This is a genomic window from Clostridium thermosuccinogenes (assembly GCF_002896855.1).
Lineage (GTDB): Bacteria > Bacillota > Clostridia > Acetivibrionales > DSM-5807 > Pseudoclostridium > Pseudoclostridium thermosuccinogenes.
Genome location: NZ_CP021850.1, coordinates 3,459,207 through 3,475,460, shown reverse-complemented (window position 1 = coordinate 3,475,460; position 16,254 = coordinate 3,459,207). Strand labels below are relative to the sequence as shown.

Below are 16,254 nucleotides of genomic sequence, written 5' to 3'. Positions count from 1 at the left end.
AGCATTTACATTAGTTGCTTGACAATAAAACATACATTACTTTAATTATATCAGGAGGAATCATCATGAAAATACTGCAAAGCGTTATGGATCAGGTTATAAAAAGAAATCCGAATGAACCTGAATTTCACCAGGCTGTGAAAGAGGTCCTGGAGTCATTGGAGCCGGTAGCGGAAAGGCATCCGGAATGGGTCAGTGCTGGAATATTCGACAGGATAGTTGAACCTGAAAGACAGATCATTTTTAGAGTTCCATGGGTTGATGACAACGGCAAGGTACATGTTAACCGTGGCTTCAGAGTTCAGTTTAACAGTGCCATAGGTCCTTACAAAGGAGGACTGAGATTTCACCCGTCGGTAAACTTGGGAATAATCAAATTCCTGGGATTTGAGCAGATATTCAAGAATTCTTTGACCGGACTGCCTATTGGAGGAGGCAAGGGTGGAAGTGATTTTGACCCCAAAGGCAAATCCGACGCAGAAGTTATGAGGTTCTGCCAGAGCTTTATGACGGAGCTGAGCAGGCATATAGGTCCTGATACCGATGTTCCGGCAGGGGATATAGGTGTCGGAGGCAGAGAAATCGGATATATGTATGGTCAGTACAAAAGACTGAACAATGACTTTACCGGAGTATTGACAGGAAAAGGTCTGACTTGGGGCGGAAGCCTTGCCAGAACAGAGGCTACAGGTTATGGTCTGTGCTATTTTATGGATGAAGCTATGAAGGCTAAAGGAAAATCCTTCAGAGGTTCAACGGTTATTATATCCGGATCGGGCAACGTTGCAATATATGCAACAGAAAAGGCTCAGCAGTTGGGAGCTAACGTTGTGGCCCTCAGCGATTCCAATGGTTACATATATGATCCCGAGGGAATCAAGCTTGATACGGTCAAGAGGATAAAGGAAGTAGAAAGAAAGAGAATAAGCGAATATATCAAGTATCATCCGAATGCGACATACACTGAAGGCTGCTCGGGCATATGGACCATAAAATGCGATATAGCTCTTCCATGTGCTACCCAGAACGAGATAGATGAAAAATCCGCAAGAATTCTGGTGGAAAACGGCTGCTTCGCAGTAGGTGAGGGAGCAAACATGCCTTCTACTCCGGAAGCGATAAATGTTTTCCTTGAAAACAAGCTGATATTTGGCCCTGCAAAAGCAGCAAATGCGGGAGGAGTAGCTACATCTGCGCTGGAGATGAGCCAAAACAGCATGAGGTATTCATGGACTTTTGAAGAAGTGGATGCCAAGCTGAAAAACATAATGATCAACATATACAAGAGTGCAAGCAGTGCTGCCAAAGAATACGGGGATGAAGACAACCTGGTAATGGGTGCAAACATTGCCGGATTCCTGAAGGTGGCAAATGCCATGTATGCTCAGGGTATAGCATACTAATACTGATCTGAAGCTGTAAGTTGCTAATCGGCATTTTAATTAAAGGTCATAGGATTGCTCATAGTCCTATGACCTTTCTGCATATTAATTAAAGGTAACATTGCATGTTTTTATGAAATCAAGTAATTCAGTCATATTTTTGCTTTTATTAAAATAATGGGCGGAATTACGCATTATTATGAACCAATTAATTCAGATATGTCATTTTTCATTACTAAATAAAAAGCAGCATTGCACGTTTTATAAGACTGAGCAACTCAGGTTTATCATGACTCATTGCTAAAATAAAGAACAACATTACATAATTTTATATGAAATCATTTAATTTAAGCATACCGTTCTTATTTCCAAATAAAGAGCAATGTTACGTGTTTAAAAGTCAAGTAGTTCAAGGATATCTTTACACATTTCTGATTTTTACTCATTTATATTTAAAAGAAACATTGCGCAATTATTATGAAATCAAATAATTTAAGGTATCATTGTTCATTTCTGAATTAAAAGCAACATTTACATATTTAGCGAAATCAAGCAATACGGGCATATTTCAATTTACTTATGAAAAAAAGCGTAATTACATATTTTTTGAGTTTAATAAAAAGCTAATATATTTTAATGGTAATGCCGAATAAAATAATGAGACACTTGAAGCTGCCAAAATTTATGCGGTAGCTCAATAAAAACTGATAGATTAGGGGATTGCAATGGATAAAACTACTTTATTAGGTCTTATTTTTGGTACAGCATGTATTATTGTTCCTATGTTTTTAGGTGGTAAACCTTCAGCTTACTGGGATTTAAAATCTATTCTCATCACAATAGGAGGAGCTGTTTCTTCCACCTTGACGAGCTATCGTCCTGCTGAAGCTATTCAGATCTTGAAGGTTACAGCAAAAGCTTTTAGGGACAAGGGTATTGAGTTGGAAAAGACAGTAAAGACCTTGGTTGACCTTTCCCATAAAGCTAGGCGTGAAGGTCTGCTTTCACTGGAAGCAGAAATGGAAAATATTAATGATGAGTTTATGAGGCAATCTATACAGCTTGTAGTCGATGGAGTAGAGCCCGATGTAATAATTGAAACCATGGATTTGGAGCTGGAAAGCATAGAAGCCCGTCATAAAAGAGGGCAGGGAATGTATAAAACTTTGGGTGCGATGTTTCCTGCATGGGGTATGATAGGTACCTTGGTCGGGCTTGTCGTAATGCTAAAATCTTTGGATGATCCCGATTCTCTTGGGCCTGCAATGTCGACTGCCCTGATAACCACCTTTTACGGCAGCGTGCTGGCAAACCTGATCGCTTTGCCCATTGCCAACAAGCTTGCGATAAAGAGCGAGGAAGAGCTGCATGAAAAAAGGTTGATAGTAGAAGGTATTCTATCCATACAAGCTGGTGAGAACCCGAGGATAATGGAGCAAAAACTCAAGACTTTCCTTTCGCCCGAGCAAAAGCGGCGTTATGATGAGTTAACCCAGGAACGTGATGAAAGGGAAGAAAAGGCTCAACCGAATTTTAGTTCAACGTTAGGATGAGGTGAAAGATGAGACGTCTGAGAAAAAGGACCGATGGTTCCGGCGTAGAAGCCGGCAATTGGCTGACAACATACAGCGATCTTGTGACAAACCTCTTGTGCCTTTTCGTGCTGCTATTTTCCTTTGCGACGGTTGACAGAGCAAAATTTGAGCAATTCGCAAGATCAATGCAAAGCAGCTATCTGGAAATGAGCAAAGGGGAAATCTATACGAAAAACAACGGGCAGTCGTTGGTAAGCCTTATAGCTGATTACAATGCTGTGGGCGGGCAGGATTCAGTAACCAGCAACGCTTCAGTGGGCGAGGACATGACCCTGGAGGAGTTTAAAATCAATGTTGACAAGGCAATAAGCGACCTGGGGTTGGATGAATATATCAGTGTTATCGAAGAAACGACAGAAGTTACGCTGAGGTTTAATTCCCTCATCCTGTTTGATTCGGGAAAAGCAGACATAAAAAGCTCTGGTGAGGAAGTACTTAAAAAACTGGGAGATTTCCTGGCAAAGCTGGATAATGAAATATTGATACAAGGCCATACGGACAGTCTTCCTATAAATACCCCTCAGTTTCCTTCCAACTGGGAGCTATCCACCAAGAGAGCTACCAATGTGGTGAAATTCCTGATAGCCAATTGCGGTGTGGACCCGGCAAAAGTAACGCCTACAGGCAATGCGGAATTCAGACCGGTGGCACCCAATGATACCGAGGCCAACCGGCAGAAAAACAGAAGGATAGACATAGTGATTATAAAATAAAAGCAGGCGGTTTGAAAAATACCGCCTGTTTTTTGCATGGGTATTTGGCACTGGCAATATATCTTAACGCCAATAGCGAAACTCAGCCTTAAGGGTATGGACTATCATCCTGCAAAAGCATGCTGTTCCAAGAGCAATTTAATGCAAAAAACTATGGCAATTTGTTATAATATAAATTAAAATATTATTTATCTGAATATATGGCTCCTAAATTGGATGGGAGAGAGTGCGGACAAGCTTTTGCAGGCTCTAGAAAAAGCAGGGCATCCTTGGAAAGAGCAAAATATTTTATTATGAAGTTCTGATATCAGACTTATTTGCAAAAAGAGTTTCTTGATATCACGCTTTATTAGTATCAAGCTTATTTTATTAAGTGTTATATATTATGATGATTTTAATATTACATATTAGCAGAAAGAAGGAGATTACTTATGGCAGTGGAAGTAAGGACGAGATATGCGCCAAGTCCTACAGGTTACATGCATATTGGAAACTTAAGGACTGCTCTTTATGAGTACCTTATAGCAAAGTCGAACAATGGGAAGTTCATCCTTAGGATCGAAGATACCGATCAGGAAAGGTATGTGGAAGGAGCTGTCGACTTAATATACAGAACTCTCAAGCTGGTAGGATTAAAGCATGATGAGGGGCCGGATATAGGCGGAGAATACGGACCTTATGTGCAAAGCCAGCGGAAGGATACATACATGCCCTATGCAAAAAAGCTGGTGGAGCAGGGAGATGCATATTACTGCTTCTGCACCAAGGAGAGGCTGGCCAAGCTTAGGGAGGAGCAGGAAGCGGCGGGAATGACATGCAGATATGACCGTCACTGCCTAAGCCTTAGCAAGGAAGAAGTTGAAAGAAAGCTTGCTGCCGGGGAGCCTTTTGTTATACGGCAGAAAATGCCTCAATCCGGTGTGACTACCTTTGAGGACGCGGTATATGGAACCATCACTGTGGACAACAGCGAGCTGGAGGATCAGATACTGATTAAATCCGATGGCCTGCCGACTTACAATTTTGCCAACGTGATAGATGACCATCTGATGAGAATAACCCATGTTGTCAGAGGTTCGGAATACCTTTCATCCACTCCGAAATATAATTTGCTGTATAAGGCCTTCGGATGGGAGATACCTACTTATGTACACCTTCCCTTGATAACAAAGACGGATGGAGCAAAGATTAGCAAACGGGCAGGAGATGCCTCCTTTGAGGATTTGATGGAAATGGGGTATCTGCCGGAAGCCATAGTCAACTATGTGGCTCTTTTAGGTTGGAGTCCTGGGACCAACCAGGAAATATTCTCTCTCCAAGAGTTAGAAAAAGTATTCAACATAGATGGCATCAGCAAATCGCCGGCGGCTTTTGATTTTGCAAAGCTCAACTGGTTTAACGGCGAATATATAAGAAAATTAAGCCTTGAGGAATTTAATAATCTGGCAAAGCCTTATTATGAAAAGGCTATAGCCAATAAGAACATTGATTTTATGAAGATAAGCAAGCTGCTGCAGGTAAGGACAGAAGTTCTCAAGACCATACCTGAAACCGTCGATTTTATTGATGCATTGCCGGATTATGACAAGGAGCTGTATGTCCACAAAAAGTCGAAGACCAATCTGGAAAACTCTCTGGAAAGCCTTAAAGCTGCAGTGCCTGTTCTTGAAGCAATTGAAGATTGGAATGAGCAGACGATACACGATGAATTGCTGAAGCTGGTGGAAAAGATGGGCATAAAGAACAGCCAGATGTTGTGGCCGATAAGAATAGCCATATCAGGAAAGCTGGTAACGCCCGGAGGTGCTATAGAGATTGCCGATATCCTTGGGAAGGAAGAGACGATAAGGAGAATTAAAATCGGCATTGAGAAATTATCTGCTTAGGCGTGGAATAGTTTCAGTTGTAGTGATGTGAATATGGGAATATACCGATGTATATGTAGGAATATGCCGATGTATATGTACAAGGAGGAGTAAAGGACAATGAGTAATACTGCAGAATGCAACAATCCTGAAAGAAAAAATCCCGAATCAACTGTTGAGAACAAAGAAGTTCCAGGTTATTCCAATTTTATTCAGGATATAATAGATGAAGATTTAAAATCCGGCAGGTATAACAAGGTGCATACGAGATTTCCACCGGAGCCGAACGGTTACCTGCATATAGGGCATGCCAAGGCCATATGCATTGATTTCGGACTGGCAGCGAGAAATGGCGGGCTTTGCAATCTCAGGTTCGATGATACCAACCCGAGCAAGGAAGACACCGAGTATGTGGAATCCATCCAGGAAGATATCAAGTGGCTTGGATTTGACTGGGAAGACAGAATGTACTATGCTTCCGATTATTTCGACCAGCTGTTTGATTTTGCCGTTGAGCTTATAAAGATGGGCAAGGCATATGTTTGCGATTTGACGGCCGATGAGATAAGGGAATACCGCGGAACGCTGACCGAACCAGGCCGGGAAAGCCCTTACAGGAACAGGAGTGTGGAAGAAAACCTTGATCTTTTCTACCGCATGAAAGCAGGAGAGTTTGAGGATGGATCGAGGGTTTTAAGGGCAAAAATAGATATGGCTTCGCCCAACCTCAATATGAGAGACCCTGTAATGTATCGCATACTTAGGGCTCACCACCACAGAACCGGAAACAAATGGTGCATATACCCCATGTACGATTTTGCCCATCCCTTGTCGGATTATCTGGAGGGCATCACCCACTCCATATGCACCCTGGAGTTTGAAGACCACAGACCTTTATACGACTGGTTCCTTGAAGCACTGAACCTGAAAAACCGCCCGAGGCAGATTGAATTTGCAAGGCTTAACCTCACTTATACGGTGATGAGCAAGAGAAAGCTGCTGAGGCTGGTGAAAGAAGGTTATGTGTCAGGCTGGGACGACCCAAGAATGCCCACCATATCAGGACTTAGAAGGAGAGGGTATACCCCTGAAGCCATAAGGGATTTCTGCGAGCGCATCGGTGTGGCAAAAAGCAACAGCACGGTGGATTTTGCCCTGCTGGAGCATTGCATCCGGGAGGACCTGAACGCAAGAGCGCCCCGTGTAATGGCAGTACTCCGTCCTTTGAAAGTAGTTATTGACAATTATCCGGACGGCCAGGTAGAAGAGTTTGATGTGGAAATAAATCCGGAAAACCCTGGCATGGGTACGAGGAAAGTCCCCTTTTCCAAGGTCATATACATTGAAAAGGATGACTTTATGGAAAATCCGCCCAAGAAATTTTTCAGGCTTGCTCCGGGACAGGAGGTAAGGCTTAAAAATGCTTACTTCATAAAGTGTGAAAGGGTTGTAAAAGATGAAAGCACCGGTGAAATAGTGGAGCTGCATTGTACTTATGATCCCCTGTCCAGAGGCGGAAATTCTCCGGACGGACGCAAGGTTAAAGGCACATTGCACTGGGTTTCTGCAGAGCATGCAATTGATGTGGAAGTCCGCCTGTATGACAACCTGTTTGCCAATCCAAACCCGGGAGAGGAAAAGGAAGGCATGGACTTCATATCCAATCTCAACCCCAACTCCCTGGAAGTGCTGCATTCCTGCAAGGTTGAACCCAATCTGGCAGGTGCGAAACCTGGGGACCGGTTCCAGTTCTTAAGGATGGGTTACTTCTGTGTGGACCCTGATTCCACTGACGGAAAGCTGGTATTCAACCGCATTGCTGCTTTGAAAGACACCTGGGCGAAGGTGGCATCGAAGGAGTAACAAAGTGAATATTCAATGAATTTGGTGTGATAAAGTGATTCCGGAGTGTAAACTTAAGCCGGAATCACTTTGATTTTTGAGCCTTAAGTTAAATAAAAATCATACACCTTTTCGGCTGTCTGAATTCCATCATTCCGGGATTGCAATATGGTTTTTCCTTTACAGTTGAATCTGTATGAGAGGCTTTATGAATTTCCGGTGAAATGAAGAGTAAAATTCCCTTTGGCTATCTGATATGTCCCTTGTTAAGAAGACAGTGCCAATATATAAATCGGATGGGGTGGAAATAACTTTTTCAATTAAACTGTATGGATTTCCTTAAAATTCCCTAAACTTATTTCTTGACAAAGCTCAGGATAGCATGTATAATAACTCTTGCGTGTTGAAGATGCGGGTTTAACTCAGTGGTAGAGTGTCACCTTGCCAAGGTGAAAGTCGCGAGTTCAAATCTCGTAACCCGCTCCAATATTTTTATAAATGCTATGTGCTTAAGGCAGCTATTAAATGTCAGGTGAATTTATTTACAGTGTAGGTTTTGGAAATGAAGCTGCCGGTATTTAGCACAGGCAATTTGAAATTTATCAATGAAGTATAAAATTTAATTTAAGCTTTCTGGAATACAGTATATATTTTCCAGTATGCGGGTGTAGTTCAATGGTAGAACATCAGCCTTCCAAGCTGATTGTGAGGGTTCGATTCCCTTCACCCGCTCCAAAACCATCTAACTTCGGTTAGATGGTTTTTTGCATGCACGGAAGAAGCATATTTGTAGATTTAACTAATGGATTTATATATTTTTTTAGGTTATAATATTTACAATATTTGTGTCAGGGGGTGCTTTGGGTGTTTTCTGTTAGTCTTAGGGAGATAATGGATGAGTTTCAGTTGGAGGATGTAAGTGACTGCCACAGGGTTGATGATATACAGATTACGACTTCCGATATAAACCGGCCGGGTTTGCAATTGTTTGGCTATCTGGAATATTTCGGAAACGACAGGATTCAGATTATTGGCAAGGGTGAGACGGAATATCTGGCAAGTCTTACGCCGGAAGAGCGCTTAAGCAGACTCGATAATTTTTTCAAATGCGGTTTTCCGTGCATGGTAGTAGCCAGGGGACTGGATATTTTTCCTGAGATGCTGGAAGTATCAAAGCGTTATGATATTCCGGTTTTGAGATCCAATGATGTGACATCCAAATTTTTGTCAGGGCTGATAAGGTATCTGAATGTGCAGCTGGCCCCGAGGACAACGATGCATGGAGTGCTGGTGGAAGTTTACGGCGAAGGAATTTTGATGCTGGGTGAAAGCGGAGTCGGCAAGAGCGAAACGGCTCTTGAACTGGTTAAAAGAGGCCACCGTCTTGTAGCTGATGATGCGGTGGAAGTGAGAAGAGTGTCGGACAAGACATTGGTTGGCACAGCCCCGGATATAATCAGGCATTTTATAGAGATAAGGGGCATAGGCATACTGGATGTAAAGAACCTATACGGCGTAGGGTCCGTAAAAATGACAGAAAACATCGACCTTGTAGTTCACCTGGAGCTGTGGGATGTTAATAAAAACTATGACAGGCTGGGTTTGGTGGATGAATATACGGACATACTCGGTATAAAGGTGCCTTCTTTGACTATTCCCGTAAGACCGGGAAGAAATCTGGCGATAATTATGGAAGTGGCTGCCATGAACAACAGGCAGAAGAATATGGGTTACAATGCAGCGAAGGTGCTTAACGAAAGATTTATGAAGGAGATAAGCAAGGGATCTGAAAATCTGTAGTAAACATGAACATGACTTTGCATTATATAGGAGGATTGCAGCCGGTGAAATTAGTTGTTGATACACATACGCATACAATATCCAGCGGACATGCTTACAGTACAGTGCAGGAAATGGCGAAGGAAGCTTCGAATAACGGAATAAAGATGTTTGCAGTCACCGATCACGGACCGGCGATGCTGGGAGCACCGCAGTTATATCATTTTGCAAACCTCAAGGTAATTCCCAAGGAATTATATGGAGTTCGAATTATCAGAGGAGTGGAAGCCAACATAATTGATTATTCCGGGAAGCTGGATATGCCGGATGAATATCTGGCAAGGCTTGAATTTGTCATAGCGAGCCTTCATGATGTTTGCATAACTCCCGCTACGGTTGAGCAGCACACCAATGCGCTGATAAATGCTCTGAAAAATCCCTATGTCGATGTGGTAGCCCATCCTGGGAACCCTGCTTTTCAGGTTGATATTCAAAAGGTGGTTGAAGCTGCAAAGGAAAACGGCAAATTAATAGAGATAAACAATGCTTCCTTTAGAGTGAGAAAGGGATGCGAGGAAAACTGCAGAGAATTTGCCTACCGGTGCAAGGAAAATGGTGTGAGAGTGGTTTGCGGAAGCGATGCTCATATAAGCTTTGATGTGGGAGTCTTTGAAAAAGTTTGTAAGATTCTTGAGGATGTCGATATGCCGGAAGAGCTTGTCCTCAATACCTCAACCGAAAAGATGGAGGAGTTTTTGATGGAGAGAAAGAAAAGGCTGGGCATCGGTGTTAGATGATCAATATCAGCCATAAATGACCTGATGAAGGGGGCTTTATTCAAACTCCTTTTGCTGGTATCATGCAGATTATTATTTTATTACTATGCCTATTATAATTTATAATATAATATAATGAAAACAGGAGATTTTGCATTTTGCTTGTGAAAGTATCTGCATGCTGCGGATATTACAATCTTAATCAATGATTATTTCCGAGGGAGCTGGATATATTGGACAAAAATTATATTGCTGGAGCATTGGGGGAAATTGCCGGAACTGAAAATGTATTTGTTGACGAACCGATGAAAAATCATACCTCCTTTAAGGTAGGAGGGCCTGCGGATATATTAGTTACCCCAAAGAATACGGCAGATGTTTGCCGAATAGTCAAGTTGCTGAAGAACGAGGGGGTTCCGTTCTTCATAATGGGGAATGGTACGAACCTTGTAGTTAGGGATAAAGGGATAAGAGGAGTAGTAATAAAACTGCTGGACAATTTTAGCCGTTACACGGTCAAAGGTGATGTCATCGAAGCCGAAGCAGGAATATTGATCTCAAAGCTCTCCAGGATTGCAATGGAACATGGTCTGACCGGTCTTGAGTTTGCCGAGGGAATACCCGGCACGCTGGGCGGTGCAATAGCTATGAATGCGGGAGCGTATAACGGTGAGATCAGAGATGTGGCAGAAAGAACAGAATACATGGATATGAACGGAGACATCCGAACGGTGTGCGGAAGTGAGCATCAATTTGGCAAGAGGACCAGCTTTATCCAGACGAGAGGCGGAGTAGTTCTAAAGACTGAGCTCAGGCTTAAAAAGGGTTCTGTCGACGAGATAAAAGCTCTCATGGATGAATTTAAAAGAAGGCGCAAGGAAACACAGCCATTGGAATTGCCCAGTGCAGGAAGTGTCTTTAAGCGTCCGGAAGGTTATTACACCGGAAAGCTAGTACAGGATTGCGGATTAAGGGGATACAGAATCGGAGGAGCGGAGGTTTCCACAAAGCACTGCGGATTTATTGTAAATATAGATAATGCAAAAGCCGAGGACATCATCAATCTCATAAAACATATACAATACACGGTGAAAGACAGGTTTGGAGTGGATCTGCAAACAGAAGTCAAAATAATTGGAGAAGAGTGATTTAAATGAGATTTGTAATAATATCTGGAGTATCGGGAGCCGGTAAAAGCCAGGTGGTAAAGTATCTGGAGGATCTGGGATATTTTTGCGTCGACAACCTGCCACCGGCATTGCTCCCCAAATTTGCAGAAATATGCAGCAAAAGCAGTGAGAGCATTGACAAAGTAGCCCTGGTTATAGATGTCCGGGGTGGCGCACTTTTAAAGGACTTGTTTCCTGGGCTTCAGGCGTTGAATGAGGCGGGTTTTGCCTACGAGCTGCTGTTCCTTGAAGCTTCGGACGAAGTGTTGATAAAGCGGTACAAGGAGACCAGAAGAAGTCACCCCCTTGCCCCTGAGGGCAGAGTCATCAAAGGCATAAGAGAAGAGCGGAGAATACTGCAGGAAATTAAAGACAGGGCTGACCATGTAATAGATACTTCCAATCTTACTACGAGGCAGCTGAAGGACGAAATATTCAGTATTTTTTCCCAGGGAAAGAGCTTTAAAGGTATAATCATCAGCATTATAACCTTTGGTTTTAAATATGGAATACCCATTGACTGCGATCTCGTATTTGATGTCAGATTTATACCCAACCCATATTATATACCATCCATGAAAAAGCTCACAGGAAAAAATGAAGCCGTAAAACGTTACGTATTGGAATGCAGTGAAACAGAAACATTTTTGGCCAAGTTGATAGATATGCTGGAATTCTTGATACCAAATTATATCAAAGAAGGAAAATCCCAGTTGGTTATCGGCATTGGATGCACCGGAGGAAGACACAGGTCGGTGGCCATCGGGGACAAGGTTTATAATATGCTGTTGGAGAGACAGCACAGCGTTGTAATAGACCACAGAGATATTGAAAAGGACGGCAGGGGTGCTGTTAAATGAGGTTGATTGAGTGGTTCAGGCCGGGTATAAAGCTGAAAAGATGGATTGCGCTGGGCGTGGCAGGTATTGCATGCATCAGCGTCGGATTATCGTTTCTGATAACAGAGATATATCCCAGTATAGAGAAAATAGTGCTTTCCGTCATACTTATAATATCCGGATGTATTGATATATTCTTTTCCATCAAATATGCTACAAAGGCTTTTATCAAAATAATTTCCTATGGCGGTGGTTTCAGGGTATCTTTAGATGCCGACCGGCTCAGTGACCTTTTGTATGAGAAGCGGATACTCATCAAGGGACCTAAAATTGTTGCCATCGGCGGCGGCACCGGACTTTCAACCATGCTCAGGGGACTTAAGGCATACAGCTCCAATATAACCGCAATTGTTACCGTTGCAGATGACGGCGGAGGCTCCGGTATTTTAAGGCAGGATCTTGGAATGCTTCCCCCGGGGGATATACGAAATTGCGTGCTCGCCCTGGCGGATACGGAGCCCATAATGGAAAAGCTGCTTCAGTATCGCTTTGAAGATGGAATACTAAAAGGCCAGAGCTTTGGCAATCTCTTTCTTGCAGCTATGAATAACATTTCCGACAGTTTTGAAGAAGCTGTGCGCAAAATGAGCGATGTCCTTGCAGTTACAGGAAATGTGCTCCCTGTGACCTTGGATGACGTAAATCTATGTGCCGAACTGGAAGATGGATATATAATCCGGGGTGAGTCTAAAATTGGCAAGCACAATACCACCCATCCCGGAAGGATAAAAAGGGTGTATTTGGAGCCTGAGAATGCGAAGGCGCTGCAGGATGCCCTCGATGCCATAATGGAAGCCGATTTGGTGATTCTTGGCCCGGGAAGTCTTTATACCAGCATTATACCCAATCTGTTGGTTGACGGTGTGTGCGATGTGATAAAGAAATCCAAGGCGGTAAAGATATATGTATGCAATGTCATGACCCAGCCCGGAGAAACGGAAGGATATACCGTATACGACCATATAAAGGCTATTGAAGACCATTCCTTTGCCGGAATAGTGGATTACTGCATTGTAAATACAGCGGATATACCTGACGATTTGAAAAAGAACTATCTGGACGATGGGGCAGAGCTGGTGAAGGTGGATTATGCCAAAATCAAGAAGGCCGGAGTCAGTATAATTCAAGGGGATTTTGTAAGCATAAGGAACAATCTTGTAAGACATGATGCCAACAAACTGGCAAGCGTAATTATCGACATGGTGGCAGAAAAAGTTCTGGCAAAGGATAAAAAGCGTATAATAGACTATTACTATGTGAAAGACAGGCTGAAAAGCAGGGTAATATAGACCGCGGCAAGGCATCGGTGGGGCGGTTGTTTGGTTGGAGGTGCAGGCGTTGTCGTTCTCGTCAAATGTGAAAAACGAACTTTGCAGAATAGAACTGGAAAAGGATTGCTGCCTGCTGGCAGAGCTGGCGGCTGTAGTAAGGGTAAGCGGCACGGTCAGGCTTTTGGGTGAAGGTGAAGCCAATATTAAGATAGTGACGGAAAATGCTGCCTTTGCCCGGAGGATTTTTACCTATATCAAAAAGTATTTTAATATATATCCCGAAGTGATAGCCAGAAAAAGCAACCGGCTAAAAAGGCATACATCTTACATTTTGATAATTACTTCCTCCATGGGAGCTGAGCATATACTAAAAAAAATAGGCATGCTGACTGTAGACGAGAAAGGAGCCGAGAAGATCAACAGCTCTTTGGACTGGAAGAGAGCATTCAAAAGCCAATGCTGCAGAAGATCTTTTTTAAGGGGAGCTTTTCTGGCCGGAGGTTCGGTAACCGATCCGGAAAAGACATACCATCTGGAGATTACAAGCCACTCCAAAGCTCTAGCTGTGGAAACCAGCAAGCTTATTAACAGCTTCGGATTGAATGCAAAGGTGATAAAGAGAAAGGAATCCTATGTTATTTACCTGAAGGAAGGGGAAAACATAGTGGATTTTCTGAATATCATCGGGGCTCATTCCGCGTTGATGGACCTGGAAAATGTGCGGATCATAAAAGAAATGCGCAACAATGTCAACCGTATCGTCAATTGTGAAACTGCAAACCTTGAAAAAACAGTAAATGCTTCCTTCCGCCAGGTGGAAAACATCAAGTTCATCAGGGATCATGGGGGCTTGGAAAAGCTTCCGCCAGGACTTCGGGAGATTGCTGAGCTACGCTTGGATTATACCGATGCAAGCCTCAAGGAACTGGGAGAAATGCTGAATCCTCCTTTAGGCAAATCCGGCGTCAATCACAGGTTGAGAAAACTGGACGAAATTGCCGACAATTTAAGAGAAAGGCTCACCGAAAGCTAAAAAGGTTGGTGTGAATTATAAGCTGTCCGGGGAGAATTGGACAGCAGGGTGTGATTCTTTCGGTACGAGTTGCTCTCTTCTTTCATATTTTTCATTAAAAGGCCGTATATTACGGCTTTTTGTCATTTCATAGCGAAATCTTTTTAATAATTGGCAAAAAATTACATATTTCACGGAAGGTAAATCAACTCATATGAAGAATTATATAACGTGGACCGGTTTGTAATTTTCAGTCAAAAAGTATATTGTACCAACGGTTACTGCACGGAGGAGGAGGATTTTTCTTGCAAGTCAAATTTACTAATAGAGGTTCGACATTGGTAATCGGGATAATTGGAGAGCTTGACCACCATTCTGCTGAATATATAAGGGATAAGATAGATGCGCAGATGATAAAATCAACGACGAAAAACATAGTGTTTGATTTTTCGAAGGTTGGGTTTATGGACAGCTCCGGCATCGGAGTGATAGTAGGCAGATACAAAAACATATCAAAGCTAAAGGGAAAGGCTGCCATAGTAAATCCCAACGCCCAGATAAAGAAGATACTGGAGATGGCAGGGATACCGAAAATTATACCTTTATTTAATACCGTGGATGATGCGGTAAGCAGTATGTAGAGGGGGAAATTTAAATGCAACCGATAAATGAGATGAAGATAGAGTTCCTTAGCAAATCGAATAATGAGTCTTTTGCAAGGGTTGTGGCGGCAGCATTTGTGTCACAGCTGGACCCTACCATGGAAGAGCTTGCGGATGTAAAGACCGCTGTTTCGGAAGCTGTGACTAATGCGATAATACATGGATATGAAGATACAATAGGTTATGTGAAGATGGAGTGCAGATTATATGAGGATTCGGTGGAAATAATCGTTGAAGATAAAGGAAAGGGAATTGATAATATCGAATTGGCAAGGCAGCCTCTTTATACTTCCAAGCCTGAGCTGGAAAGATCGGGCATGGGATTCACCGTAATGGAAACCTTTATGGACAGCGTTGAAGTCAAATCGGAACCGGGTGTTGGCACTTTGGTCAAAATGTGCAAGAGCTTCAAGTCTTTAAAGGGAAAGCAAAATTAATGGATGTATATTTGTGATGAAAGGTTCGCGGGGAAGATGGGTGAAAATACGGAAGGCAGCGTACTTGAGCTGATAAATAAGGCAAAGCTTGGTGATAAGAATGCCCGGTCCAAGCTGGTAGAAGCCAACATAGGATTGGTATGGAGCATAGTAAGAAGGTTTCAGAACAGGGGCTATGAGACGGACGACCTGTTTCAGATAGGTTGTATTGGCCTTATCAAAGCTATCAATAAATTTGACAGCAGCTTTGATGTGAAATTTTCCACTTATGCAGTTCCTATGATAATCGGTGAGATAAAGAGGTTTATAAGAGACGACGGAATCATAAAGGTGAGCAGGTCTCTTAAGGAGACATCCAACAAAGTGAGGATTACAAAAGAGATCATGAGCAAGGAGCTCGGAAGGGAGCCTACTATCAATGAGGTAGCAGAGCGCTTGTCCATTACTCCTGAAGATATAGTGATGGCAATTGAGGCAGGGTGTACCCCGGAATCTTTGTACAGCACCGTCGGAGAAGGGGACAGTTCCCCTATACTGCTTATTGACCGGTTGGACGCCGATAACAGAAGTGAAGTAGACTTGATTGATAAAATTGCCGTAAGACAAATACTGGAGAAGCTTTCTCCCCGAGAAAAGCAAATAATAATACTGAGATATTTCAAGGAAAAGACCCAATTCCAGATAGCAAAAATGCTGGGGATATCCCAGGTTCAGGTTTCGCGGATTGAGAAAAAAATCCTTGCGGATATAAGAAAAAAAATAAATTCGAATTAGGTGGCACCTAAACGAAAATGAAAATCTTATTGGTGAGCAGCCTGCATTTCGGGTTTGAAAATGCAGGCTGTTTTGCAT

General features: G+C 42.7%; 14 protein-coding genes and 2 tRNA genes. All 16 read left to right on the top strand.

All coding sequences use genetic code 11. The annotated features are described in order from the left end of the window. Window positions 1-65: 65 nt before the first annotated feature. The 16 genes from gdhA (at window position 66) to sigF (ending at window position 16,176) form a co-directional block, all read left to right on the top strand. On the top strand, window positions 66-1,403 hold the full coding sequence (gene gdhA / locus CDO33_RS15345) for an NADP-specific glutamate dehydrogenase (RefSeq protein WP_103081398.1): 1,338 nt from the start codon (window positions 66-68) through the stop codon (window positions 1,401-1,403). A gap of 704 nt (window positions 1,404-2,107) precedes the next feature. Then, a complete protein-coding gene (locus CDO33_RS15340) occupies window positions 2,108-2,935 on the top strand; it encodes a motility protein A (protein ID WP_103081397.1) in 828 nt (275 codons plus the stop codon). A gap of 8 nt (window positions 2,936-2,943) precedes the next feature. Continuing rightward, complete coding sequence (locus CDO33_RS15335) at window positions 2,944-3,690, top strand: OmpA/MotB family protein (RefSeq protein ID WP_103081396.1); 747 nt, start codon at window positions 2,944-2,946, stop codon at window positions 3,688-3,690. 431 nt (window positions 3,691-4,121) lie between these two features. After that, window positions 4,122-5,576: a glutamate--tRNA ligase gene (gltX, locus tag CDO33_RS15330; protein WP_103081395.1), complete on the top strand. Its 1,455-nt coding sequence runs from the start codon at window positions 4,122-4,124 to the stop codon at window positions 5,574-5,576. A 99-nt stretch (window positions 5,577-5,675) separates the two neighbouring features. Next, window positions 5,676-7,418 carry a glutamine--tRNA ligase/YqeY domain fusion protein gene (locus tag CDO33_RS15325; protein ID WP_103081394.1) on the top strand — a complete coding sequence of 581 codons (1,743 nt, stop codon included), beginning with the start codon at window positions 5,676-5,678 and terminating at the stop codon, window positions 7,416-7,418. A 390-nt stretch (window positions 7,419-7,808) separates the two neighbouring features. Beyond that, window positions 7,809-7,883 (top strand) — tRNA-Gly (locus CDO33_RS15320). 175 nt (window positions 7,884-8,058) lie between these two features. Beyond that, window positions 8,059-8,132 (top strand) — tRNA-Gly (locus tag CDO33_RS15315). 129 nt (window positions 8,133-8,261) lie between these two features. After that, window positions 8,262-9,197 carry an HPr(Ser) kinase/phosphatase gene (hprK, locus tag CDO33_RS15310; protein WP_103081393.1) on the top strand — a complete coding sequence of 312 codons (936 nt, stop codon included), beginning with the start codon at window positions 8,262-8,264 and terminating at the stop codon, window positions 9,195-9,197. 44 nt (window positions 9,198-9,241) lie between these two features. Next, complete coding sequence (locus CDO33_RS15305) at window positions 9,242-9,973, top strand: phosphatase (protein WP_103081407.1); 732 nt, start codon at window positions 9,242-9,244, stop codon at window positions 9,971-9,973. A 212-nt stretch (window positions 9,974-10,185) separates the two neighbouring features. After that, window positions 10,186-11,100, top strand: coding sequence for a UDP-N-acetylmuramate dehydrogenase (gene murB / locus CDO33_RS15300; protein WP_103081392.1), 915 nt, complete (start codon window positions 10,186-10,188; stop codon window positions 11,098-11,100). Between the two features lie 5 nt (window positions 11,101-11,105). Beyond that, window positions 11,106-11,981, top strand: coding sequence for an RNase adapter RapZ (rapZ, locus tag CDO33_RS15295; protein ID WP_103081391.1), 876 nt, complete (start codon window positions 11,106-11,108; stop codon window positions 11,979-11,981). Then, complete coding sequence (locus CDO33_RS15290) at window positions 11,978-13,309, top strand: gluconeogenesis factor YvcK family protein (protein WP_103081390.1); 1,332 nt, start codon at window positions 11,978-11,980, stop codon at window positions 13,307-13,309. Before rapZ ends, CDO33_RS15290 begins: the two co-directional genes overlap by 4 nt. 49 nt (window positions 13,310-13,358) lie before the next feature. After that, complete coding sequence (gene whiA / locus CDO33_RS15285) at window positions 13,359-14,324, top strand: DNA-binding protein WhiA (RefSeq protein WP_103081389.1); 966 nt, start codon at window positions 13,359-13,361, stop codon at window positions 14,322-14,324. Window positions 14,325-14,608: 284 nt separating this feature from the next. After that, the gene (gene spoIIAA, locus CDO33_RS15280; RefSeq protein ID WP_103081388.1) at window positions 14,609-14,944 is read left to right on the top strand and encodes an anti-sigma F factor antagonist; all 336 of its coding nucleotides are present in this window, start codon (window positions 14,609-14,611) and stop codon (window positions 14,942-14,944) included. Between the two features lie 14 nt (window positions 14,945-14,958). Then, window positions 14,959-15,402: an anti-sigma F factor gene (gene spoIIAB, locus CDO33_RS15275; RefSeq protein ID WP_103081387.1), complete on the top strand. Its 444-nt coding sequence runs from the start codon at window positions 14,959-14,961 to the stop codon at window positions 15,400-15,402. 3 nt (window positions 15,403-15,405) lie between these two features. After that, window positions 15,406-16,176 (top strand): RNA polymerase sporulation sigma factor SigF, encoded by a 771-nt coding sequence (sigF, locus tag CDO33_RS15270; protein WP_422678834.1) that lies wholly within the window; start codon window positions 15,406-15,408, stop codon window positions 16,174-16,176. Window positions 16,177-16,254 lie beyond the last annotated feature (78 nt).